Source organism: Thermaerobacter sp. FW80 (assembly GCF_004634385.1).
GTDB classification, from domain to species: domain Bacteria; phylum Bacillota; class Sulfobacillia; order Thermaerobacterales; family Thermaerobacteraceae; genus Thermaerobacter; species Thermaerobacter composti.
Map to the genome: position 1 here is coordinate 2,453,324 of NZ_CP037895.1, position 23,426 is coordinate 2,476,749.

Annotated in this window: 17 protein-coding genes and 1 riboswitch; of the genes, 10 read left to right on the forward strand and 7 right to left on the reverse strand. The window is 75.2% G+C overall.

Annotated features, from left to right (window positions below; translation table 11 throughout):
* Positions 1 to 104: 104 nt before the first annotated feature.
* On the reverse strand, positions 105 to 1,316 hold the full coding sequence (locus tag E1B22_RS10225) for an NADH-quinone oxidoreductase subunit D (RefSeq protein ID WP_135225570.1): 1,212 nt from the start codon (positions 1,314 to 1,316) through the stop codon (positions 105 to 107).
* Between the two features lie 309 nt (positions 1,317 to 1,625).
* On the opposite strand from E1B22_RS10225, the gene E1B22_RS10230 reads away from it, so the two are divergent.
* From E1B22_RS10230 to E1B22_RS10265, 8 genes are all read left to right on the forward strand, one after another.
* Positions 1,626 to 2,300 (forward strand): DNA-3-methyladenine glycosylase, encoded by a 675-nt coding sequence (locus E1B22_RS10230; protein WP_243123329.1) that lies wholly within the window; start codon positions 1,626 to 1,628, stop codon positions 2,298 to 2,300.
* A gap of 358 nt (positions 2,301 to 2,658) precedes the next feature.
* Entirely contained in the window at positions 2,659 to 3,735 is a 1,077-nt protein-coding gene (locus tag E1B22_RS10235) for a BMP family protein (protein WP_135225571.1), read from the forward strand.
* Positions 3,736 to 3,847: 112 nt separating this feature from the next.
* Positions 3,848 to 5,377 carry an ABC transporter ATP-binding protein gene (locus tag E1B22_RS10240; protein ID WP_135225572.1) on the forward strand — a complete coding sequence of 510 codons (1,530 nt, stop codon included), beginning with the start codon at positions 3,848 to 3,850 and terminating at the stop codon, positions 5,375 to 5,377.
* Positions 5,374 to 6,576 carry an ABC transporter permease gene (locus E1B22_RS10245; RefSeq protein ID WP_135225573.1) on the forward strand — a complete coding sequence of 401 codons (1,203 nt, stop codon included), beginning with the start codon at positions 5,374 to 5,376 and terminating at the stop codon, positions 6,574 to 6,576. The genes E1B22_RS10240 and E1B22_RS10245 overlap by 4 nt, the downstream gene beginning before the upstream one ends.
* Complete coding sequence (locus tag E1B22_RS10250) at positions 6,563 to 7,474, forward strand: ABC transporter permease (RefSeq protein ID WP_135225574.1); 912 nt, start codon at positions 6,563 to 6,565, stop codon at positions 7,472 to 7,474. Before E1B22_RS10245 ends, E1B22_RS10250 begins: the two co-directional genes overlap by 14 nt.
* Positions 7,475 to 7,935: 461 nt before the next feature.
* Positions 7,936 to 9,696 (forward strand): ABC transporter ATP-binding protein, encoded by a 1,761-nt coding sequence (locus E1B22_RS10255; RefSeq protein ID WP_243123330.1) that lies wholly within the window; start codon positions 7,936 to 7,938, stop codon positions 9,694 to 9,696.
* Positions 9,697 to 10,036: 340 nt separating this feature from the next.
* Positions 10,037 to 12,328 carry an ABC transporter ATP-binding protein gene (locus E1B22_RS10260; protein ID WP_135225576.1) on the forward strand — a complete coding sequence of 764 codons (2,292 nt, stop codon included), beginning with the start codon at positions 10,037 to 10,039 and terminating at the stop codon, positions 12,326 to 12,328.
* Positions 12,329 to 12,809: 481 nt separating this feature from the next.
* The gene (locus E1B22_RS10265; RefSeq protein ID WP_243123332.1) at positions 12,810 to 13,493 is read left to right on the forward strand and encodes a TIGR00725 family protein; all 684 of its coding nucleotides are present in this window, start codon (positions 12,810 to 12,812) and stop codon (positions 13,491 to 13,493) included.
* 127 nt (positions 13,494 to 13,620) lie between these two features.
* On the opposite strand, the gene E1B22_RS10270 is transcribed toward E1B22_RS10265, so the two are convergent.
* Complete coding sequence (locus tag E1B22_RS10270) at positions 13,621 to 13,959, reverse strand: hypothetical protein (protein WP_135225578.1); 339 nt, start codon at positions 13,957 to 13,959, stop codon at positions 13,621 to 13,623.
* Between the two features lie 217 nt (positions 13,960 to 14,176).
* Here E1B22_RS10270 and E1B22_RS10275 point away from each other — a divergent pair, with 217 nt between their 5' ends.
* The gene (locus E1B22_RS10275; protein WP_207669861.1) at positions 14,177 to 14,785 is read left to right on the forward strand and encodes a methylated-DNA--[protein]-cysteine S-methyltransferase; all 609 of its coding nucleotides are present in this window, start codon (positions 14,177 to 14,179) and stop codon (positions 14,783 to 14,785) included.
* Positions 14,782 to 15,861, forward strand: coding sequence for a metallophosphoesterase (locus E1B22_RS10280; protein WP_243123333.1), 1,080 nt, complete (start codon positions 14,782 to 14,784; stop codon positions 15,859 to 15,861). The genes E1B22_RS10275 and E1B22_RS10280 overlap by 4 nt, the downstream gene beginning before the upstream one ends.
* A gap of 2 nt (positions 15,862 to 15,863) precedes the next feature.
* On the opposite strand, the gene E1B22_RS10285 is transcribed toward E1B22_RS10280, so the two are convergent.
* The 5 genes from E1B22_RS10285 to E1B22_RS10305 all read right to left on the reverse strand — a co-directional run bounded on the left by E1B22_RS10285 (position 15,864) and on the right by E1B22_RS10305 (position 23,192).
* Positions 15,864 to 16,532, reverse strand: a complete 669-nt coding sequence (locus tag E1B22_RS10285) for a TenA family protein (protein WP_135225579.1) — start codon at positions 16,530 to 16,532, stop codon at positions 15,864 to 15,866.
* A gap of 114 nt (positions 16,533 to 16,646) precedes the next feature.
* A complete protein-coding gene (locus E1B22_RS10290) occupies positions 16,647 to 19,442 on the reverse strand; it encodes an ATP-binding cassette domain-containing protein (protein ID WP_135225580.1) in 2,796 nt (931 codons plus the stop codon).
* A 16-nt stretch (positions 19,443 to 19,458) separates the two neighbouring features.
* Entirely contained in the window at positions 19,459 to 20,055 is a 597-nt protein-coding gene (locus tag E1B22_RS10295; protein WP_135225581.1) for an ECF transporter S component, read from the reverse strand.
* Between the two features lie 147 nt (positions 20,056 to 20,202).
* Positions 20,203 to 20,322, reverse strand: a riboswitch (TPP riboswitch).
* Positions 20,323 to 20,665: 343 nt separating this feature from the next.
* Entirely contained in the window at positions 20,666 to 21,442 is a 777-nt protein-coding gene (locus tag E1B22_RS10300; RefSeq protein ID WP_135225582.1) for an SDR family oxidoreductase, read from the reverse strand.
* 100 nt (positions 21,443 to 21,542) lie between these two features.
* On the reverse strand, positions 21,543 to 23,192 hold the full coding sequence (locus tag E1B22_RS10305; protein ID WP_371413469.1) for a thiamine pyrophosphate-binding protein: 1,650 nt from the start codon (positions 23,190 to 23,192) through the stop codon (positions 21,543 to 21,545).
* Between the last annotated feature and the right edge of the window lie 234 nt (positions 23,193 to 23,426).

Here is a 23,426-nt window from a genome sequence, read left to right on the forward strand (position 1 = left end):
CCGGGGCCGGGGGCGCGGGCCCGCGGCGGCCCAGGACCCGGCGCGAGGCCCGGTGCGGGGCCGGGCGGCGGGCTCGGGCCGCGTGCCGAGGGCGGGGGCGCGCGCTAGCGGTCGACCTCGCACAGGACGATGTCGAGGCTGCCGATGATGGCCGTCATGTCCGCCACCAGGTGGCCGCGCGCCATCAACGGCAGCAATTGCAGGTGCACGAAGCAGGGCGATCGCCAGTGGGCGCGGTAGGGCATCACGTCGCCGCTGGCCGCCAGGTAGAGGCCGATGATGCCGCGCGGCGACTCGACCTCGTGGTAGACCTCGCCCACCGGGCGCAGGGCCCGCGGGAGCTTGGCGATGACGGGCCCGTCCGGCAGCCGGTGCAACGCCTCCCGGGCCAGGCGGATGCTGGCCCGCACCTCCTGGACCCGCACCTGGTTGCGCGCGTAGACGTCCCCGCCCTCGGCCACCACGGGGCGGAAGCCCAGCTCGTCGTAGGGGACGCCGCGGTCCTGGGTGCGCAGGTCGCGGGCGACGCCACAGCCGCGCAGGACGGGCCCGCTGGCCTGCCAGGCCACGGCCTGCTGCGGGGTGATGACGCCCACGCCCCGGGTGCGGCGCACGTAGAACTCGTTGGCGAAGAGCAGGTCGACGTACTCCGGCCACGCCTGGCGCTCCATGTGGTCCAGCCACCGGAGGGCGGCCTCCACCCAGCCGTCGGGGACGTCGTTGCGCAGCCCGCCGATGCGCATGAACTGGGGGAAGAGCCGGCCGCCCGAGAGCTGCTGGACCAGCATGTAGTACATCTCCCGGTCGCGCCACGCGTAGAGGAAGGGGGTGACCGCGCCGAGATCCAGGCCCATGGTGCCGATCCAGAGGACGTGGCTGGCGATGCGTTCCATCTCGCACAGGGCGAGCCGCAGCCACCGCGCCCGCTCGGGCACCTCGACGCCCACCAGCCGCTCGATGGCCTCGCAGATCAGCCGCTCGTTGTGGAACGGCGCCAGGTAGTCGTTGCGATCGGCGAAGGGGACGTTCATCGCGTACGTCCGGTACTCGGCCTGCTTCTCCCAGTTGCGGTGCATGAAGCCGATGTCGGGCTCGGCGTGGACGACGGTCTCCCCCTCCAGCGTCAGCACCACCCGCAGGACGCCGTGGGTGCTGGGGTGCTGGGGTCCCATGCTGAGGACCATGTGGCGGCCCTCGTCGTCCAGGTAGCGGAGCTCGACGCTGGCGTCGCCCCGCGGATCGGGCAGGGCCGCGGTGTACGCGGGGTCGCGGGCGAGGATGGTGCTGCCGGAGCCCCCTGGTCTGCCCTGCGGCATCGCGGCGGCCTCCCTCCCTGGCAGGCGAGGGCCGGGGGGCACTCCCCCCTGCCCCCCGCCATGGCGCCCTGGCACCGGGCCGGGTCCGGCCGTTAGCCTTTCCCGGTCACCAGGCGGCCATGCCGGGCGGCGCAGGGCGGCGGCCGGTCGGTCCGGCCCGCCGCGGGCTGGATGCGCTAGACTGGTGCCCGTGGGGCGGGACCCGGGCGGCTGGGGGCTCCCCCGACCCCCCGGGCCCGCAAGACCCCAGGACCCGCAAGCCCCCCGGGACCCGCAACGCCGGGTCCCCGGCCCGCGGAGGGTGCGCCCGTGACCGCCGACGTCCCGACCGCCGACGCCGCCGACCCCCTGGCCGCCGTCCCCCTGGGGCCGGTGGTCGAGGCCGCGTTCTTCCGCCGACCGGCCCCGGAGCTGGCCCCCGCGCTCCTCGGCCTCGAGCTGGTCCACGAGACGCCCCAGGGGTTGGCCAGCGGCATCATCGTCGAGGTGGAGGCGTACGCGGGGCCGGAGGACAAGGGCGCCCACTCCTACGGCGGACGCCGCACCGCCCGCACCGAGGTGATGTTCGGGCCAGGGGGCCACGCCTACGTCTTCTCGATCTACGGCATGCACTTCTGCTTCAACGTCGTCGCCGCCGAGCCCGGTCGGCCCCACGCGGTCCTGGTGCGCGCGCTGGAGCCCCGCCGGGGCCTGGCGCTGATGGCCCGTCGGCGCGGCCAGGCCGGCGACCCCCGCCGCCTGCCCCCGCGGGTCCTGACGGGCGGCCCCGGCCGGCTCTGCCAGGCGCTGGGGATCACCCGCGCCCAGTACGGGCTCCCCCTCTTCGACCCCGCATCCCCCCTGCGGCTGCACCGGCCCAACCCGCCCTTCCCCGTCGGGACCGTCGCCCGGGGCCCGCGGATCAACATCGACTACGCCGGCGAGTGGAGGCACGTGCCCTGGCGGTTCTGGATCGAGGGCAACCCCCACGTGTCGCGACCGTAGCCGGTCGGCCCCCGCTCCTCACGACCCGGGAGGGCCCGCCGCGGCCCGGGCCGCGGCGCATCCCCCGCTCCCGCCGCCCCCATCGCTCCCCATGGCGACCAGCCGCCGCCGTCGCGTCCAGGATGTTCTGGGGCCGCAGGCCGGGGCGCCGGCAGGAGTCGGTCCGCCGGCGCGGAACCTGTCCATGGTCTGCGCCTCGGGTCGGGCGGCCGGCAGGCGGGGTGCGATGGCCAGTCGGCGCGGGGGCCGTGGTCGGGCCCTGGTTCGACGAACCCCGGCGGTCAGGCCCTGGTTCGACGAACCCCGGCCGCGGCACGTCCGCCCAGGGCACAGCCAAGGTTGCGTAGGGGGTTTGGGCATGCGCAGACGACCGCAGGGTCGGACCGCAGGGCTCGCCTTGCTGCTGGCCGGAGCGCTGGTGCTCGCCGCGTGCGGCGGCGGAGGCGGCGACGGCCCGTCGCAGGGCGAACAGGGCACCGGGGAAGCGGAGCAGCCCCGGATCCGCGTGGGGCTCGTCTACGACGTCGGCGGCCGGGGCGACCAATCCTTCAACGACATGGCCTACGCGGGCCTCGAGCAGGCCAAGGAGGAGTTCGGCGACCGCGTCGAGGTCCAGGACGCCGAACCCGACGCCGGCGGCCAGAACCGGGAGGACCTGCTGCGGACCTTCGCCGACCAGGGCTACGACCTGGTGATCGGCGTGGGGCTGCTCTTCACCGATCCCATCACCACCGTCGCCAAGGAGTACCCCGACGTGAAGTTCGCCATCGTCGACTCCTGCCCCGAGGAGCCCCTGGACAACGTGGCCTGCCTGACCTTCAAGGAGCACGAGGGCTCGTTCCTCGTCGGGGCGGCGGCGGCGTTGAAGACGCGGACGGGCAAGATCGGCTTCGTCGGCGGGATGAAGAGCGCGCTGATCGAGCGCTTCGAGGCCGGCTACCGGGCGGGGGCGAAGTACGTCAATCCCGACGTGCAGGTGCTGGTCGACTACGCCGGCACCACCGGCGAGGCCTTCAGCAACCCGACCAAGGGGCGCGAGCTGGCCCTGGCCCAGATCCGGCAGGGCGCCGACGTGATCTACCACGCGGCGGGCGCCACGGGCAAGGGCGTGTTCGAGGCCGTCAAGCAGGAGGGCAAGCTGGCCATCGGCGTCGACGCCGACCAGTCGCTGACGGCGCCGGACTACGCCGACGTGATCTTGACGTCGATGGTCAAGCGTGTCGACGTCGCCGTCCTCGACGTGATCCGCTCCGTCGTCGAGGGCGACTTCCAGCCGGGGCTGCGCCAGTACGGGCTCAAGGAGGGCGGCGTGGGCTACGCCCTCAACGACAAGAACCGGCCGATGATCGAGGACATCACCGCCCAGCTGGACGAGATCAAGCAGAAGATCCTGGAAGGACAGATCCAGGTGCCCGAGCGACCCGGCGACGTCTGAGCCCGGACCCGGGCGGGGCAACGGGCGCAGGCACGGGCAGGGGACGGCGCGACGGCCGTCCCCTGCCCGTGCCCGGCGACCCACGGCAAGGGCAGCGCGGGGAGGTGCAGGGGTGGCGGACGCCGAGTGGATGGTGGAAGTGCGCCACATCACCAAGCGATTCCCCGGCCTGGTGGCCAACGACGACATCAGCTTCGCCGTGCGCCGCGGCGAGATCCACGCCATCGTCGGCGAGAACGGCGCCGGCAAGTCCACGCTGATGAAGATCCTGGCCGGCCTCCATTCGCCCGACGCCGGCGAGATCCGGCTGGAGGGCCGCCCGGTCCGCCTGCGCGGCCCGCGGCACGCCGCCCAGCTGGGCATCGGCATGGTCCACCAGCACTTCATGCTCATCCCCCGCTTCACCGTGACCGAGAACGTGGTGCTGGGCAGCGAGCCCGGGGGCCGGGCCCGGCTCGACCTGGCGACCGCCCGCGCCCGGGTGGAGGCCCTGGCCCGGCGCTACCGGCTCGACGTCGACCCCGACGCGCGGGTGGCCGACCTCTCCGTCGGCCAGCAGCAGCGGGTGGAGATCCTCAAGGTGCTCTACCGCGGCGCCCGCCTGCTGATCCTGGACGAGCCGACGGCGGTGCTGGCGCCCCAGGAGGTGGAGGAGCTCTTCCGCCACCTGCGGGCGCTGCGCCAGCAGGGCGCGACCGTCCTCTTCATCAGCCACAAGCTGGATGAGGTGCTGGCCATCGCCGACCGCATCACGGTGCTGCGGCGCGGCCGCGTGGTCGGCACCGTGGAGGCCCGCGCCGCCACCAAGGCGCAGCTGGCCGAGATGATGGTCGGCCGGCCGGTGCTGTTCCGCGTCCAGCGGCCCGAGCCGGCCCGGCAGGACGAACCGGCGCCGCCGCTGGCCCTGGAGGGGGTCACCTGCCGCGAGGGCGGGCGGGCCGTACTCGACGGGGTGAGCCTGACGGTCCGCGCGGGCGAGATCTACGCCGTCGCCGGCGTCGAGGGCAACGGCCAGGCCGAGCTGGTGCAGGTGGTGGCGGGTCTGCGCCCTGTGGACGGCGGCCGGCTCCGGCTCTTCGGCCACGACGCGGCCGGCTGGAGCGTGGCGCGACGGCGCGCGGCCGGACTGGCGGTGATCCCCGAGGACCGTCAGCGGCAGGCCCTGGTGCTGCCCATGACCCTGTGGGAGAACGCCCTGCTGGGCAGCCATCGCGATCCCCGCTGGCGGCGCGGCCCGCTGTATCGGCCCGCGGCCATCCGGGCCCAGGTCGCCCGCCTGGTCGCCGCGTACGACGTGCGGACGCCCTCCCTGGATGTCCCCGTCGCGGCCCTCTCCGGTGGCAACCAGCAGAAGCTGGTGCTCGCCCGGGAGCTGGAGCGCGGACCCCGGCTGGTCGTGGCCGCCCAGCCCACCCGCGGCCTGGACGTGGGCGCCATCGAGTTCGTCTGGGGTCAGCTCCTGGCCGCCCGGGCCCGAGGCCTGGGCATCCTGCTGATCTCCGCGGACCTGGAGGAGATCCTGGCGTTGGCCGACCGCATCGGCGTGCTGGTCCGGGGGCGCCTGGTGGGCGATGTCCCGCGGGACGAGGTGACCCCCGAGCGGCTCGGGCGCCTGATGCTGGCGGGGGGTGAGACGGCGTGAACCCCTGGGTCCGGGCCTCGCTGTCCGTCGCGGTGCCCGCGGTGGCGGTGGCCGTGGCGGGGCTGATCGGGGCCGTGGTCGTCCGAGTCACGGGCGGCGACCCGCTGGAGGCCCTGACGGTCATGCTGCGCTACAACCTGGCGAGCGCGGACAGCCTCGCGGGGGTGCTCTCGCGCATGACCCCCCTGATCTTCGCCGGCCTGGCCGTGGCCACCAGCTTCCGCGCCGGCCTGTTCAACATCGGCGTCGAGGGCCAGTACCTGATGGGGGCCTTCACGGCGTCGCTCACCGGGGTGTACCTGGCCGGCCTGCCGCCGGCGGTCCACCTGCCCCTGACGGTCCTGGCGGGCATGGCGGGCGGCGTCCTGTGGGCGTGGCTGCCCGCCGAGCTCCGCGTGCGGCGGGGCGTCCACGAGGTGATCAGCACCATCATGCTGAACTTCGTCGCCGCCTCGCTGCTCCTGTGGCTCATCGGCGACGTCTTCCGAGATCCCGTCCAGGGCGGCAGCACGCCGCGGGTGCGCATGCCCGAGATCGCACCCGGCGCCCGGATCCCGCGCATCCACGGGCTGGCCGAGGCCCTGGGGATCCACCTGCGTCCCTCCGTGGCGCTGGACTGGTTCTTCCCCGTCGCCCTGGCGGTGGCGGGCGGCTTGTACCTGCTGCTGTGGCGCACGCCCCTCGGCTTCGAGATCCGCGCGGTGGGGCTCAACCCCGAGGCCGCCCGGGCCGCCGGCATCCCGGTGGAGGCCACCCTGCGCAGGGCGTTCCTCCTGAGCGGCGCCCTGGCCGGGTTGATCGGGCTGTCCGACCTCCTCGGGTACTTCGGATACCTGGACATCGACTTCCCCCGCGGCTACGGCTTCACCGGCATCGCCGTGGCCCTGGTCGGCGCCAACCACCCCGCCGGCGTCATCCTGGCGTCCTTCCTCTTCGCCTTCCTGCAGCGGGGCGGCCTCGGCGTCCAGGCGCTGGCGGGGGTGCCGCGGGAGGTGGTCACGGTGATGGAGGGCACGATCATCCTGACGATGCTCGTCGTCGCCGCCGCGTGGGGACGCTGGCTGCGTCGCTGGGAGCGGGCCCGCACCCTGGCCGGTGCCCCGGGCCGTCGGGAGGCGGTGGATCCGGACGAACCGGCACCGCCCCGGTCGGCGGCGCCGCCGGCGCTGGGGGAGGGGGGAGACCATGCCGGCGCCTGACGGGACCGCCGCCCTGCTGGCCGGCCTGCTGACCCTCCTGGCCGGCACCCTGCGCCTCAGCCTCCCCGTCCTGATCACCAGCGTGGGCGCCACCTTCACCGAGCTGGGCGGGGTCGTCAACATCGGGCTCGAGGGCATGATGCTCGGCGGCGCCTTCGCCTCGGCCTGGGCCGGCACCGCGTGGGGTCCGGCGGCCGGCATCGCCGCGGGGATCGCGGCCGGGGGCCTGTTGGCGCTGGTGCATGCCCTGGCGGCGGTGCGCTTCCGCGTGGACCACATCGTCAGCGGGGTGGCCGTCAACCTGCTGGCCGCCGGCCTGGTCCGCATCGGCAGCTACCAGGCCTTCGGCACCGCCACCACGTCGGGGCGGGTCGAGGGCCTGCCGCCGCTGCAGGTCCCCTACCTGGGCCAGGTCTCGCCGCTGGTGGTCGTCGGCTTCCTCCTGGTCCTCGGGGCCTGGTACGTCCAGCAGCGCACGCCCTTCGGGCTGCGGCTGCGCGCCTGCGGCGAGAACCCGCTGGCGGCCGACACCCTGGGGGTCAACGTGGAGTCCCTGCGGATGGCGGGCGTGATCCTCAGCGGCATGATGGCGGGCCTGGCGGGATCGTACCTGGTGGTGGAGCTGAACCACGTCTACGTGGAGGGCATGACCCAGGGCCGGGGCTACGTGGCGCTGGCGGCGATGATCTTCGGCAACTGGACGCCCGCGGGCGCCGCCCTGGCCTCCCTCCTGTTCGGCGCCGCGGAGGCGCTGTCGATCCAGGCCAACGTGGCGATCCCCTACCAGTTCCTCGAGATGGTGCCGTACGTGGTCACGCTGCTGGTGCTGGCCGGGGTCGTGCGCCGCTCCACGCCGCCGGCGGCGGTGGGGACCCACTACAGCCGCGACGACGACTGAGCGGTGCGACGATGCCTGGCGCCTCGGGCCCGCCCCGCCCACGCGCGGAGGGGACCGCCGGTGGCGGTCCCCTCCGCGCGAGACAGGGGGAGTACCCTGGGGGGTGGACCATCGCAGCCGGGAGACCGGGCGCATCGGCCCCGCCGGTCCCGGCCGCTCACCCATAGGGTTTCGCGCGGGCGCGGCCGGATCCGGGGGTCGCCGCGGTGTGGCGCCGCCGGGTCCCCCGGCCGCCGGGCCGCGGCGCGGATCGAGCCGGCTCCAGCGCGAGGACCGCCCCGGGGGCAGACCGCGCCCCCTCCGGCGAGACGCCCCCGGGGCCGGAGGCCCTGCTGTGCTATACTTAGTCTTTGCCGCCGGCGTTCGGGCGCTCGGCCGGCGTTGGCGGGCGCCGCCGGACCGGCCGGCTTCGCCGGCAGGGCCCGTGGCGCACCCCTCGGGAGACGGGGCAACCGGAAAGGATGGACCCCTTGGGCAAGCGCACGGCCTTCCTGATCCGCCTGATCCGCCCCTACTGGCACCGGTACGCCCTGGGCATCGGCGCGCTGATGGCCACCGATGCGCTCCAGCTGGCCATCCCGCGCCTGGTGGGCGCCTTCACCGACGCCCTCGACCGCGGCGCCCTCGACCTGCCCGGCGCGGTGCGTCACGCCGCCCTGGTGGTCGGCCTCGCCGTCGGGGTGGGCATCTTCCGGTACCTCTGGCGGATCTACGTCTTCGGCACCTCCTGGCGCATCGAGCAGGCGATGCGGGCGCGGCTGTTCGGCCACCTGCTGACGCTGTCGGCCAACTACTTCAACCACCACAAGACGGGCGATCTGATGGCCCACGCCACCAACGACCTGCAGGCGGTGCGCATGGCGCTGGGGCCCGGCGTGCTGATGCTGGCCGATTCGCTGCTGATGAGCACCGGCACCCTGGCGGTGATGCTGCTGACCATCGACTGGCGGCTCACCCTGCTGGGGCTCCTGCCGCTGCCCCTCCTGGCCCTCTCCTCCTGGGGGCTCGGCCGCGCGATCCACGCCCGCTTCCGGCGCGTGCAGGACATCTTCAGCGACCTGACCGACCGCGTCCAGGAGAACCTCTCCGGGATCCGGGTGGTCAAGGCGTTCTCCCGGACGCAGGCGGAGGAGCAGGCGTTCGCCCGCGTCAACCGGCGCTACCTGGAGGCCAACCTGCACCTCCATCGCGTGGATGCCGCCTTCGACCCGCTGATCGAGTTCCTCACCGCCCTGGGGTTCGTCATCGTCCTCGGGTACGGCGGTTCGCTGGTCCTCGACGGCGTGATCAGCTTGGGCGACTTCGTCGCCTTCGTCAGCTACCTCGGCATGCTGGTGTGGCCGATGCTGGCCATCGGATGGGTGGTGAACCTGCTGGAGCGCGGGGCCGCGTCCATGGAGCGGATCGACGCCATCCTCGCCGAGAGGCCGGAGATCACCGATCCGCCGAGGCCCGCCCCGGTCCGCCGCCTGCGGGGGCGGATCGAGGTGCGAAACCTCACCTTCCGTTACCGACCGGACCTGCCGCCGGCCCTGGAGGATCTGACGGTGACGGTGGAGCCGGGCCGGACGCTGGCCCTGATCGGTCGCACCGGGTCGGGCAAGAGCACCCTGGCCAACCTGCTGGTGCGGGTGTACGACCCGCCGGCGGGCACGGTGTTCATCGACGGCGTCGACGTGCGAGAGATCCCCCTGGCGGTGCTGCGGCGCGACATCGGCTACGTGCCCCAGGACCACTTCCTCTTCTCCAAGACCATCGCCGAGAACATCGCCTTCGCCCCCGCCGACTGGAGCCGGGAGGCCGTCGTGGCCGCCGCCCGGGATGCCCAGGTCGAGGAGGACATCCGCCGGTTCCCGAAGGGCTTCGACACGCCCGTCGGCGAGCGGGGCGTCACCCTCTCCGGCGGCCAGCGTCAGCGCATCGGGATCGCCCGGGCCCTGCTCAAGGATCCGCCGATCCTGATCCTCGACGACTGCCTCTCGGCGGTCGACAGCCAGACGGAGGCGCGCATCCTCGCACGCCTGCGGGAGATCATGGCCCGGCGCACCACGATCCTGATCTCCCACCGGGTCTCCACCGTCCAGCACGCCGACGAGATCCTGGTCCTCGACGGCGGCCGCGTCGTCGAACGGGGAACCCACGAGGAGCTGCTGGCGCGGCGCGGAGAGTACTACCGCCTCTACCGGCGCCAGCGGCTGGAGGAGCAGATCGCCGCCGAATAGGCCCGGTGGCCGCATCCTCCGCCCCGCGCCGCAGCCCTAGGGGCCGGCCCGCGGTGCGGGGCGGCCGTCGGCGCCGGCAGGATCGCACGGCCGCCGGCCGGGATGGCCTGCCGGTGGTGACCGGCTCGCCGGCCGCCAGGGCGCAGCCCGCCGCGACGGATCGCGGCGAGGGCCGCACGGACGGCGAATCTCATTGGAAACCGACAGGACCGCGGGTCGCCGGGGGACCCGCCAGGACCGGGGACCGCGGCGGGGCCGGCCGGGACCGCGGACCGGGGCCCGACTGGGCGCAACGGACCCTCGGTCCGCAGGCATCAGGGAAGGGGAACCATCGAGGCCCATGGACGAATACCGCGAGGAGGAGCACCTCGGCAAGCTCTACGACGGCCGCCTGATGCGGCGCCTGTTGGGCTATGCCCGTCCCCACCTGGGGTGGATCCTGCTCAGCATCCTCATGCTGCTGCTGGTGACGGCGGCGGATCTGGCGGGTCCGTTGCTCATCCGGACCGCCATCGACCACCACCTGCGGGCGGCCGACCGCCCCCGGATCGCCCTGAGCCCGGCGGCGATGGAGCGCCTTCCCGCGCGGCTGCGCCGCGAGGCGGTGGCCTTCGAGGGCCGGTTCTTCCTACGGGAAGACCGGCTGCCCGCCGACTTCCTGCCCCCCGCGCAGCGGGCGGCGGCCCGCTACCAGGTCCTGGCGGCCGCCGACGGCCAGCACTACCTGGTCCTGGTGGGGGACGAACCGGTCACCGCCCCGGCGAGCCAGCTGCGGGTGTCAAGCCGCCACGGCGCCACGGTGCTGGTGGTCCCGCAGACCGCCGATCCCCCGCCATCTGGCGGTGCGGGCGCGCGCGACGGCACCGCCTCAACGTCCGGCGCCGCCGAGGGCGGCGCGGCGCGCCTCCTGCCGGCCCGCCTCCTCAGCCGGGCGGAGCTGCACGAGCTCCGCCAGCCGGAACGGACCGCGGTGGTGCGGCTGGCGGGGCTGTACCTGGCCCTGGCGGCCGCCGCCTTCGGGCTGGCCTACGCCCAGGGGTACCTGCTGCAGCGCACGGCCCAGCGCATCGTCGCCCACATCCGCGCCGAGGTGTTCGGCCACCTGCAGCGCATGTCCCTGGCCTTCTTCGACCGCAACCCCGTGGGCCGGCTGGTCACCCGGGTGACCAACGACGTCGAGACCCTGAACGAGATGTACACCAGCGTGGTGGTCAACCTCTTCCGGGACCTGTTCGTCCTGGTGGGGATCGCCGGCATCATGCTGGCGTACAACGCCCGGCTGGCCCTGGTGGCCTTCGCCGTGCTGCCGCTGGTGGCGCTGGCCGCCGCGGTCTTCCGCACCCAGGCCCGCGCCGCCTACCGGCAGATGCGGGTGCGGCTGGCCCGCATCAACGCCTTCCTCTCCGAGAACATCGCTGGCATGCGCATCATCCAGGTGTTCCGGCGCGAGCGCGAGCAGTTCGCCGAGTTCGAGGCGATCAACCATGCCTATCTCCAGGCGAGCCTGCGCCACGTCACGGTCTTCGCCGTCTTCCGGCCGGTGATCGACTTCCTCTCGTCCCTGGCCCTGGCGCTGGTCATGGCCTACGGCGGCGCCCAGGTGCTGGGACGGGAGCTGCCCCTGGGCGTCCTGGTGGCGTTCATCCAGTACGTCCAGCGGTTCTTCCGCCCGATCACGGAGCTGGCGGAGAAGTTCAACATCCTGCAGTCCGCCATGGCATCGGCCGAGCGCATCTTCGGCGTGCTGGACACCCCGCCCGCGGTGGTCGATCCGCCGCGACCGCGGGTCCCGGCGCGGGTGCAGGGGGCCGTGGAGTTCGACGGCGTCTGGTTCGCCTACCGCGACGAGGAGTGGGTGCTGCGGGACGTCTCCTTCCGCGTCGAACCCGGCGAGACGGTGGCCTTCGTGGGCCACACCGGCGCCGGCAAGACCTCGATCCTGAACCTCCTGGTGCGGTTCTACGACGTCCAGCGCGGGGCGGTCCGGGTGGACGGCATCGACGTGCGCGAGTGGCCCCAGGAGGAGCTGCGGCGGCACATCGCGGTGGTGCAGCAGGACGTGTTCCTCTTCACGGGCACCATCCGCGACAACATCCGGCTGTGGAACCCCGCCATCTCCGACGCGGACGTGGAACGGGCCGCCCGCCTGACCCGCGCCGACGAGTTCATCCGCAAGCTGCCGCGCGGGTACGACGAGCCCGTGACGGAGCGCGGCGCCACCCTGTCGGCGGGCCAGCGGCAGCTGCTGGCCTTCGCCCGCGCCCTCGCCTACGATCCCGCCATCCTGGTGCTGGACGAGGCGACGGCCAGCATCGACACGGAGACGGAGCAGCTGATCCAGGAGGCGCTGCGGCAGCTGACCCGCGGACGCACCACGCTGATCGTCGCCCACCGGTTGTCGACGATCCAGCACGCCGACCGCATCATCGTGCTCCACCGCGGTCGCATCCGCGAGGTGGGCACCCACGAGGAGCTGCTGGCCCGGGGCGGGCTGTACCACCGGCTCTGGCTGCTCCAGCATGGGGAGCACGAGGGCCTTCCGGCCACCGGGGGCACGGCCGGCGACGGGCGCGGCGAGGCGGTCCGCCGCCCCGCGGGCCGTCGGGCGGCGGGCGGCAGTCCCGACGCCTGAGGACGCATCCCGACATGCTGTCCGTGGCCTCCCCCGTCCGTCGGCGGGACGTCGGCGGGACGCCGTCCCCGCCCAGGCCGGGTCGGCCGGCGCGAGGACGCCGCCGAGGACGGCGGGAACCGTGCCACCGTCCGGGGACCCGGGACGAACGAGGTCCAGCGGCGAGCGGCAGCCTGCCGGCGGGATGGGTGGGACGGGGGGACGCCCCGCCGTCCGGGGCGCCGGCGGGATCGGGGGAGCAGCCGCCCCATGCGGACGCCCTGCCGGCAAGGCAGGAGGACACGCAGCCCGTGGCAAAGCCTATGGCGATCCGCGAACCGGGTGGACGGCCGCCGGGCGACCCAGGCCGAGATCGAGCGCGGCAAAGCCGATGGGGATCCGCGAACCGCCCCCGGCCGCCGGCCGGGACGGCGACGCCCGGCACCGCCGCATGCGGTGCCCATTGCGTCGGATCGACCCTTCCCCGGCAGGAGGGATGGCCGTGCGCGGCGACGACCGGCAGGACCACGACCCCAGCGCGACGGCGGTGCGGCCGGCTGCCCCCGCACCCCTGGACGGCCCGCCCCTGCGGGTGGCGGTCATCGGGGACTCCGGGGCCATCCCGCCCAGCCTGCGGGACGCCGCGCGGGCGGTGGGTGCCGCCCTGGCCCGGCAGGGCGCCGTCGTGCTCACCGGGGGCCGCGACGGCGTCATGGCCGCGGTCTGCCAGGGCGCGTGGGAGGCCGGCGGGCTCACCGTGGGCATCCTGCCCGGGGACGACCCCCGCGAGGGCAACGCCTGGCTTCACGTGCCGCTGACCACGGGCCTCGGGATGGAATGGCGCAGCATGGTGCTGATCCACGCCGCCGACAGCGTGGTCATGATGGGCGGCGGCAACGGGACCCTGGCGGAGCTGTCGGCGGCCTACCTCAACGGGCGGCCGGTGGTGATCCTGGCCGGCAGCGGCGGCTGGTCCGATCGGATCCGCCAGGTCCTGGTGGAGGGGCGGTACCTGGACGGGCGACGCACCGTGGCCGTCGAGTTCGCCACCACCCCCGAGCAGGCGGCCGGCCGGGCGCTGGCCCTGGCCCGCCAGTTTCGCCAGCGCCACTTCCCGGGGCCGGCCCGCTGGCGGGGGCTCGGCGAGGCGGGCGGCGGCGCCGGCGATGTGGTGACGCCGGCCTGACGGCGGCGCCTCGGCGGCGCCGCCGAGGCGGCGGAGGACGGGGCCGTCCCGGCGTGCCGGAGGGCACCGTCCCGCAGCTGCGACGCAGCCGCCGGCTCGTCCCGGTGGGGGTCCCGGTGGGGGACGCTCAACGCCGCCGGAACTCGAAGCTCCGCCGCATCGGGTTGTAGATCGGACGCAGGTGGGCGTACAGGCCGGGGAGCGGCTGCGGCTCGGACATCGGCAGGATGGCCCCGGCCTGCAGCAAGCGGCCGAGTTCCTCCATCCCGATGCGGCGGAGCTCCGGTCCGCCCTCCCAGAGGAAGCAGTTGCGGTCCCGGTCCTCGACGATGGTCATGTCGTTGCGGTGGAGGAACCGGTAGACCGCATAGTACTGGGCGCGGAAGAAGGACTCGTCGTCCCGCAGGGACGACGGCTCCAGGGTGCTGCCCCAGCCGAACAGGCGGTGCAGGATGGTGTCGAACATCGAGCGCACCTCCCCGGCCGCGCGTGGCGGCCCCCCAGGGCCGCACCTGGCGAGGGGTTCGTCCCCTGGAGGCGCTCTCCTGCTGCGCCACCCCGCCGCGACGGCATCCCCGGGGTGACCGTGGGGGGACGGGCGGCCGGGGTCGGCGGCCCGCCAGGCGAGGCCAAGGGCGAGGTGACGGAGGCTGGCACCGCGACGCGAGGAGGTCTGCGTCGGGATGGGTCGAGGAGGGAGCTGCCACCCGATGGCGACCCGGCACTTCACGGTGGTCGACACGCCTGTCGGCCCGGTGCGCATCACCTGGACCCCGCGGGGCGTCTGCGGGCTCGAGCGGCTGGACGGGGAGTCCCCGTCGATCTGCACCCGACCGGGGCGACGGGCCCCGAGCTCCCCCGGACCGGACGCGGACGGGGCGGAGGCGCCACGCCGCGACGATACGCGGCGGGCGGAGTTCCAGGCGCTGCTGGACGCATGGTTCGCCGGCGCCGACGTCGAGGTTCCCGTCGACCTGGAGGCCGCCGGCCTCAGCCCCTTCGCCCGGGCGGTGCTGGACCAGGTCCGCCGCATCCCGCGCGGTCAGGTGCGCACCTACGCCGCCATCGCCCGGGCCCTCGGGCGACCGGGGGCCGCCCGCGCCGTGGGCAACGCCGTGGCGGCCAACCCCGTCGCCCTCCTGATCCCCTGCCACCGGGTGGTTCGTGCCGACGGCCGCCTCGGCCAGTACTCCGGTGGCGGTCCGGCGATCAAGGAGCGGCTCCTGCGCCTCGAAGGGGCCTGGCCGCCCCGTCCCTCCCCGGGGGCGCCGGGGAGGGACGGGGCGGCGTGAGGGGTCCCGCGGCCGGGCGTCCCCGGACCGGCGGGGGGCCGCCCGCCGGCAGCCAGGCGCCCACCGCAGGCCGCCGCGGGAGCGGGCGGCGCCTGGGCGTCCGCGGGGCAGCCCGGCGCCCGGGGACGGCCGTCGCCGCCCTGGGCCTGGCGACCGTGGCGTCGACGTCGCTGCCGGGCGGGGCGCCATCGCCCGCGGCGGCCGGCGCCGGGTCGCCGGCCGCCGACCCGACCCTTGCACCGCCGGTCGCGTTCCTGGCAGGCGTCGCGATGCTGGTTCTGGGCTGGGCCCTGTTGGTGGAACCGGTCTGGCTGCGACGCCGGGCGTTTCGGCTGCCGCTGGCGGGCGGGCCGCCGCGGCCGCTGCCCGCGGCGCGCGGAGGCCGCCCCGTCCGCCGCGGCCTCCGGCTGGTCCACCTGACGGACCTGCACGCGCCCCTCTATCGCGTCGACGAGGGAGCGCTGCTCGACCAGGTCGCCGCCTGGGATCCCGATGCCGTGGTCGTCACCGGCGACCTCGCCGAGGGCCCCCACCTCCCGGCCCGGCGCGGCGTCGACCTCCTGGCCACCCTCGCCCGGCGCTGGCCGGTGTACCTGGTGCCCGGCAACCACGACCACCTTCACGGCTGGCCCGCGCTGCGACGCGAGCTGGAGGCGGCGGGCATCCGGGTGCTGGTCAACCGCGGGGTTGTGCTCCGCAGCGGTGCCGTCGCCGTCTTCCTCGCCGGGGTCGACGACCCCCACACGGGCCGGGATCGGCTGGACCGGGCCCTGGCCGGCGCGCCCCGTGACCTGCCGGCCGTGGTGCTGGCCCACGCCCCTGCCGCCCGGCTCCGCCAAGAGGCGGCGGCCCGCCGCGTCCGCCTGGTGCTGGCGGGACACACCCATGGGGGGCAGGTCCGGCTGCCCGTCGTCGGTGCCCTGTGGATCCCCGGCCAGGGTTGGCTGCCTCGCTACGACCGCGGCTGGTTCGACATCGGGGGCACGTGGTGGTACATCGCCACCGGCCTCGGGACGCCGAAGCCGTGGGTGCGCCTGCTGTGCCGCCCCGAGGTGGTGCTGGTCGAACTCGACTAACGTCAGGCCGCCCGCCAGGCCGCATCGAAGAAGGCGAACTCGAGCTCCATGGCCGTCCGATACAGCGCGGCCACGTCCTCGACGCCGGGGTGCCAGCGGTCCAGCAGGGCCTCCAGCCGCCGGGCCAGCCCTTCGAAGGCGGGGCTCCCGTAGGTGGTCACCCACTCGCGATACGGGTTGTCGGGTGTCACCCGATCGGCCAGCGAGCGCCCCAGGTAGGCGTACAGGCGCATGCACGGGGTCATGGCCGCGGCGATGGCCCCCAGCGGCCGCGACCACGCCACGTCCAGGACGAAGCCGGTGTACGCCCGCGTGGCCAGGGCCGGGGCCGGCCGCAGGTCGACCCCCCATCGCGCGGCGTAACCCTGGTGCAGGCGGAGCTCGTCCAGCACCCCCTCCAGGAGGTCGCGAAGGGCCGTCATGGTCTCCAGGTCGGGCGCCTTGGCCAGGGCGAGGGCGTAGGCGCGGGCGAAGGCCTCGAGGAAGTTGGCGTCCTGCCCGACGTACCAGGCGAAGCGGTCCCGGGGTAGGTCGCCCCGTCCCAGGCCCTGGACGAAGGGGTGCTCGAGGCACCGTCGCGCCACGTCCAGGTTCTGCCGCCAGAGCTGCGCGGCCAACCCCGTCCCGCCGCCGTCCCCCGACGCCGGGGGATGGGCCGTCCCCGGATGCATCGCGGATCCCTCCCGTCGCCTTCCTCGGCGGAGTTGCCTGCCTGCGGGCTCCACGGCCGCCCGACCTCCCCCCGGACCGGCTGCCGGTCCGACCGCCGGACCGGTCCCGCGACACTAGCGCAAACGCGCCGATGCGAGCAGGGCGACGGCGGCCAGGCCCAGCAGCAGCCCGGCATACCCTGCTTCCCGCCAGCCGGCCGTCAGCCTCCGATAGAACGTGCGCCTTCGGCTCCCGTCGAAGCCGCGGGCCTGGAGCGCCACAGCCACCGCCTCCGCCGCCCGCACCGCATGGACCAGGAGCGCCAGGCTGTACCGGTAGGCAGCCTCCAGCCGACCCCGCAGCCCCCGGCCGGCGAGCCCGCGGACGCGGTAAGCCTTACGCACCCGGGCCAGTTCGTCCTGGAAGAGGGGGACGAAGCGCAGGGCGGCCAGGAGCCCGTAGGCCCAGCGAGGGCTGAGCCCGCCCTGCTGCACGAGGCCGAGCACCAAATCCGCCAGGCCGGTGGTCCGGACGTACAACACCCCCAGCGCTCCGACCCCCAGCAGGCGGAGTCCCACCACCAGCCCGTGGTGCAGCCCCTCGGCCGTGAAACGGTACCACAGCACCTGGGCCACCACGCGCTGGCCCTCCCCGAAGGCGCCCAGCGTCCACACGCGCGTGGCGGCGACCACCGCGAAGGGCGCCATGGCGACCAGCCACTGGCGGACCCCGATGCCCCCGCCCAAAAGTCCGAGGACCACGGGGACCGCCAGCAGGGCGGCCAGCGTCGCCGGGTCGTCGGTGGCCAGCACCACCCCCGCCAGGACCAGGTGGGCGCCCAGCTTCCACACCGGGTGGACCCGGCCGACCCAGGGGGTGCGGTCCTCCCGCCGGGTGGGCGCGGGTGCAGGGCTTCCGCGGGCGATGCCCTGGGGCCCTGCCGACCCGACCGCGGACCTCCCCTCCGCCCCGCCGTCCGCTCCCGCGGGCGCCGCCGGCCTCGCTGGCCCCTCCGACGGCGCAGGCCGCAGCGGGGGCGCGCCGGCGACCGCGATGCCGTCCGCCGCCGGATTCGCCGCCGAAGCCGGCAGGGCGCGTCCCTGGGGGGCGGCCGCCCCCAAGCCGACGGCCGCCAGGCGGGCCGGGTCGTCCAGCAGGGGCTCGGGCGGCCCGTCGTAGAGGAGACGGCCGTTGCCGAAGACCAGCAGCCGCGTCGCCACCGCCCCCGCCAGCTCCAGGTCGTGGGTGGCCATGACCAGCGTCGTTCCCTGCCGGTGGAGCCGCACCAGTTCCTCCACCAGGGCCGCCGCCGTCCGGGCATCCTGGCCGAAGGTGGGCTCGTCCAGGAAGAGGACGGGTCGCGGCACCACCAGCATGCTGGCCACGCTGAGCCGCCGCTTCTGCCCCTGGGAGAGGGTATAGGGGTGTGCCCGGGCCAGGTCCGCCAACCCGAACCGCGCCAGCAGCGCCTCCACCCGGTTGCGCAGCTCCGCCTCGGGCAGGCCCGCCAGCCGGCCGGCCAGGGCCACCTCCTCGTAGACCGACTCGGTGACGAACTGGTGCTCGGGGTTCTGGAAGACGAACCCCACCCGCGCGGCCTCGCCGCGGCCACCCGTGAGCTCTGGCGCGTGGACCACCCGTCCCCTGGCGGGCGGATGGAGCCCCGCCGCCACCTGGAGGAAGGTGGACTTGCCCGCCCCGTTGGCCCCCAGCACGACCACCCACTCCCCGGCGGCGATGGTGAGACTGACGTCCTGCCAGACCACCCGACGGCCGTGGGCGGCAGCCGCGGCCTCGAAGCGAACCAGGGAAGCGCCCCGCCCCGGCACCCACGCCGCGCCCGCCGCCCCCGCTTCCCCCTCAGCCACCGTCTCCGTGCCCTGGTCCGCCGCCGCCCGGGGCCGCTCCTCGGGCCGCCGCACCCCGCTCCCCGCGGGGGGCGCCGCCGTCCCCGTCCCCCGGGCGGTGGACCGGTCCGCCGACGGCGGGGGGACCCGGGCGCCGTCGCCCCCGGCCGGCGGCGCCTCGCGCCAGCCCGTGGCCCCCGCGACCACCGGCCGCCAGAAGGGCCCCCAGCTGCGCGGCCGCCAGATGCCGTAGGCCTCGATCTCCGCCCGATGTCGCCGGAAGACCACCGCGGGCTCGCCGTCGGCCAGCAGTCGTCCGCCCGGGGCCAGGAGGACGACGCGGTCGACCCAGTCCACCACGCCGTCCAGGTTGTGCTCGATCACGAGGACCGTGTGCCGGCGCGGGAGCCGCTGCAGGGTCTCCAGCACCAGGGCCCGGCCCGCAGGGTCCAGCTGCGCGGTGGGCTCGTCCAGCACGAGGAGGTCCGGCTCCAGGACCAGCACCGCCGCCAGGGCCAACCGCTGCTTCTGGCCCCCGGAGAGGGCCTGGATGGGGTGACCGAAGGGAAGGTCCAGCCCCGCCGCCGCGAGGGCCTGCGCCACCCGCGCCGGCATCTCGGCGGGCGGCACGCAGCGGTTCTCGAGGCCGAAGGCGACCTCTTCATCCACGGTGAACATGCAGAACTGGGCCTCGGGGTCCTGGAACAGCACGCCCGCCCGCCGCGCCGGGTGCAGCTCGCCCGTGACCCGGGCCTCGATCACCGACAGGATGAGGCCGCCCAGCGCCAGGGCCAGGGTGCTCTTCCCCGAGCCGCTGGGCCCCAGCAGCAACACGCGCTGCCCCGCCGGGATGGCCAGCGTCACGTCCCGCAGGGCCGGCTCCCGTCGATCGGGGTAGCGGACGCTCAGCCCACGGCAGGACGCCGCCGGGGCCACCCCCGCCGGGTCGACCCCTGCCGCGCCCTCCCCGCCTACCCGGCCGGCGGGCTGCCGGCCGGCGGACGAGGACGGCTCCACCGCGGCCGTGGCGCAGGATGGGCCGACCCCGCCTGCGGTCGAGCGCGCCGTATCGTCCCACGGCATCGGCTGGCACCTCGCCTCATCCGGCCACGCCGGGGCCCTGATCCTGCCGGCCGCGCACCACCGCATAGGCATTGAGGGCCCCGGTCCGCACCAAGCCGTCGACCAGCACCTTGCCCAGCAGGCCGGCGACCACGGCGCCGCTCAGGAGCCGCACCGCCGCAGCGGCCACCAGGGTTCCGGCGCGCATCCCGGTGAAGTAGCCCGTCAGGGCGTCGAGGGGCAGGCTGCCCACCGCCGCCAGGGCGCCGGCCAGCGCCAGGGCGGGCAGGTCGAACCGGCGATAGCGGAACGCGGCCAGGGCCACCTCCGCGCCGAGTCCCTGCAACCCGCCGTAGAGCAGCACCCACAGCACGTCGGGGCTGCCCAGCGCCAGTTCCCCGGCCGCGGCCAGGAGCTCCGCCCAGAAGGCGACGCCGGGCTTCTGGATGATGTAGGCCGCCACCGTGCTGGCGATGAACCAGACGCCGTAGGTGAGCTCCGCCACCACCGGATGGACCGCCCGGGCCACGTCCCACAGCGCCCAGGCGTTGATGTACAGGACGGAACAGGCCGCGGCCACGAAGGCCAACATGACGATCTCGCGGAACTGCAATCGGCGGGACGAACCGGCCATGCGCAACGCCCCCTTCGCCGTAGCGGGGCGGGACCGGGGGCTCGCGGGACGGCCGGCGGCAGGGCGGCAAGGCGCCGTGGGTCGCCGGAGGACGCCGAGGAACGAAAAACCACCTCCGGCAGGAGGTGGTGCTCGTCATGCCGTCCAGGCGGCCATGCGGTACCTTCCTCACGCCGGTATTACCCGGATCGAGTCCGAAGGGTAGCGCCCCTGCAGCCTGCGGCTGCCGCGCTTCTCAGCCCGTAGCGGGCACCCCCGGTACCGACATCCCGTTGGATTGTCACCTCGATGATAGGCCGCGCGGTCCAAAGCCGTCAACGCCGGGCGACCCACACGTGTTGAGCTAGGGCCCACCGGGCGGTCCCGCTGCCGGCGGGTGGCCCCGCGCCACGCCCGCGCCGCCGGCCCCGCCCGCGGCCGCCCCCCGCAGCCCGCGTTCTGGCCGAGGGGTTCGCGCCACGCGATGTGCACCCCAGCAGCCCCGCCCGCGGCCGCCGCCACCCCTCAACCCCCTGGTGCCGCTGGTTCCCACCGCACCCGACGCACCCCACGCGACGCCCCCCCGGCCGGGGACCGCAAGGGCCCGGCGTCGACGCACCACCGGCAGGCCTCAGACCGCGGTCATCCCGCCATCGACGGCCAGCACCTGCCCGGTGATGTACGACCCCGCTTCGGAGGCGAAGAGCAGCGCCGCTCCCTGCAGGTCCCGCTCGCCACCCAGGCGCCGGAGGGGCACGGACTGCTCGATCACCGACCCGTACTGGGCCAGGATGCCCCGGGTCATCTTCGTCGGGAAGAACCCCGGGGCGATGCAGTTCACCGTGATCCCGTGCTCCGCCAGCTTGGCCGCCAGGTCGCGGGTGAAGTTGATGACGCCGGCCTTCGCCGTGTTGTAGGGCAGGGTCTGCATCACCCGGGGATCGCTGCCCCGCAGCCCCGCGATGGAGGCGACGTTGATGATCCGGCCGCCGCGGCCCTGCTGGATCATCACCCGCGCGGCCTCCCGGCTCATGTAGAAGGTGCCGTGCAGGTTGGTGCGGATCACCTTGTCCCAGGCCTCCAGGGGGATGTCGAAGAGGGGGGCGCCCCAGGTGGCGCCGGCGTTGTTGACCAGGATGTCCAGGCCGCCGAAGGCGTCCACCACCCGGCGGACCGCCGCGACCACCTGCTCGTAGTCCGTGACGTCGCAGCGCACGGCCAGGCAGCGGATGCCCTGGCCGCGGAGCCGCTCCTCCGCCTCGCGCAGCCCCTCTTCCTTGCGGGCGGTGATGGCGACGGCGGCGCCCGCCTCCCCCAGCCCCTGGGCGATCTGCAGGCCCAGGCCGCGGCTCCCCCCCGTCACCAGCGCCACCTTGCCGTCGAGGCGGAAACGGTCGAGCACGCCCATGGGTGGACCTCCCCGTTGCGAGCGCCGGCCCGGCCCCGTCGACCGCGGGCCGGCTCGCTGGCAGCCGGTCCGCGTCCGGCGGCCGGCCCGCAGCGGCACCTCACACCGCGATGGCCCCAGCCCGGAAGTCCGAGGTCCCCATCTTCACGTTGACCAGGGCCGGCTTGCCCGCGACCAGGGCCCGTTCCAGGGCCGGGCGGACGTCGTCCGGCCGCTCGACCCACTCGCCGTGGCCGCCGAGGGCGGCGACCACCTGGTCGTACCGGGCGTGGCTCAGGGCGGTGGCGACGGCCCGGTCGGCGCCGAAGAGCTGGACCTGCAGGCGACGGATCTGGGTCCACGCCGCGTCGTTGCCCACCACGGCCACGAAGGGAAGACCTTGGCGGACGGCGGCCTCGTACTCCAGCAGGTCCAGGCCTGCCGCGCCGTCCCCCAGCAGCACCACCACCGGCTCGTCGGGCCGCAGGACCCGGGCCGCCAGGACGAAGCCCATCCCCACCCCGAGCGTGCCCAGCGGGCCGGGGTCCAGCCAGCCGGCGGGGTATCGCCGCGGCCGCACCACCTTGGCCGCCGTGCCGACGAAGTCGCCGCCGTCTCCGATCACCGTGGCCCCCGGCGGCAGGGCGGCGTCGATCTCGGCGCACAGCCGCAGGGGGTCGACCGGGACCGCGTCGCTGGTCAACCCGGGCCGCATCCGGGCGGCCCGCCGCTCCTCCGCCTCGCGCAGGCGCTCCAGCCACCGCCGGCGTTCGGCCGGTTCGTCCGGATCGAGGCCGGCTTCCAGCAGCTGATCCAACACCGTGCCCGCATCGCCCACCAGGCCGACCTCCACGTCCCGATTGCGGCCGAGCTCGCCGGGATCGAGGTCGATCTGGATCAACCGGGCCTCGTCGTGGATCGCCCTGCCGTAGTCGACACGGAAGTCCAGGGGCGTCCCCGCCACCAGGACCACATCGGCGTCGGCCAGGGCCTCCTTGCGGCAGAGCTGGAAGAACCCCGCATCCCCCGGTCCCAGCACGCCGCGGGCCATCCCGTTGGTGAACACCGGGACCTGACCCGACTCCGCGAACCGCGCCACCGCCCGGGGATCGGGGGACCAGTGGACCTGGCTGCCCACCAGGGCCACCGGTCGCCGGGCACGACGCAGCAGGGCCGCCGCCCGCTCCACCTCCCCGGCGTCGGCCGGCAGGCGCGGGCGGTCGGGGACCGGAGCGGGGAAGCGCACGGCCTCCAGGTCCACCTGGGCGAAGATCACGTCCAGCGGGATCTCCACGTACACCGGGCCGGGGACGCCGTGGAGGCTGCGCCGGAACGCCAGGTTGAGGACCTCCGGCAGCCGCTTCGGATCCTGGACCTGCACCGCCCACTTGGTGATGGGCCGCACCACCCCCAGGTGGTCCATCTCCTGGAGGCTGCCGCGGCCCGCGTGCTCGAGGGGCCCCTGGCCCCCGAGGATCACCACCGGCGACTGGGCGCGGTGGGCGTTGGCGATGGCGGTGACGGCGTTCATCACCCCGGGACCGGCGGTGACGGCGGCGACGCCGGGCCGGCGCGTGATGCGGGCGTAGGCGTCGGCAGCGTAGACCGCCGCCTGCTCGTGGCGGACGTCGACCACCCGGATGCCTTCGTCCAGGCAGCCGTCGTAGATGGGCATGATGTGGCCACCGCAGAGGGTGAACAGGGCCCGGACGCCCTCCCGGGCCAGGGCCCGGGCGACGACGCGCCCGGCATGCACGTGGGCCACGGCCATCCCCCCGACATCGTGGTCCGATGCCGGCATCGCAAGCCTCGTGGCCCGCTGCCGGCATCGCAAGGGCCCGGCATCGATGCGGCGGACCGGGGCCCGCGGGCGGACCCGCCATCCTGGTGCGACCGAAAGCCGCGCACCCTGCTGCGGCCGGCACCCGCGCATCCCGCGGCGACCAACCGGTCGGTCGACGCGGCGGCCGATCATGCCGACCCGTCATGGCCTCAGGCGGCGTCG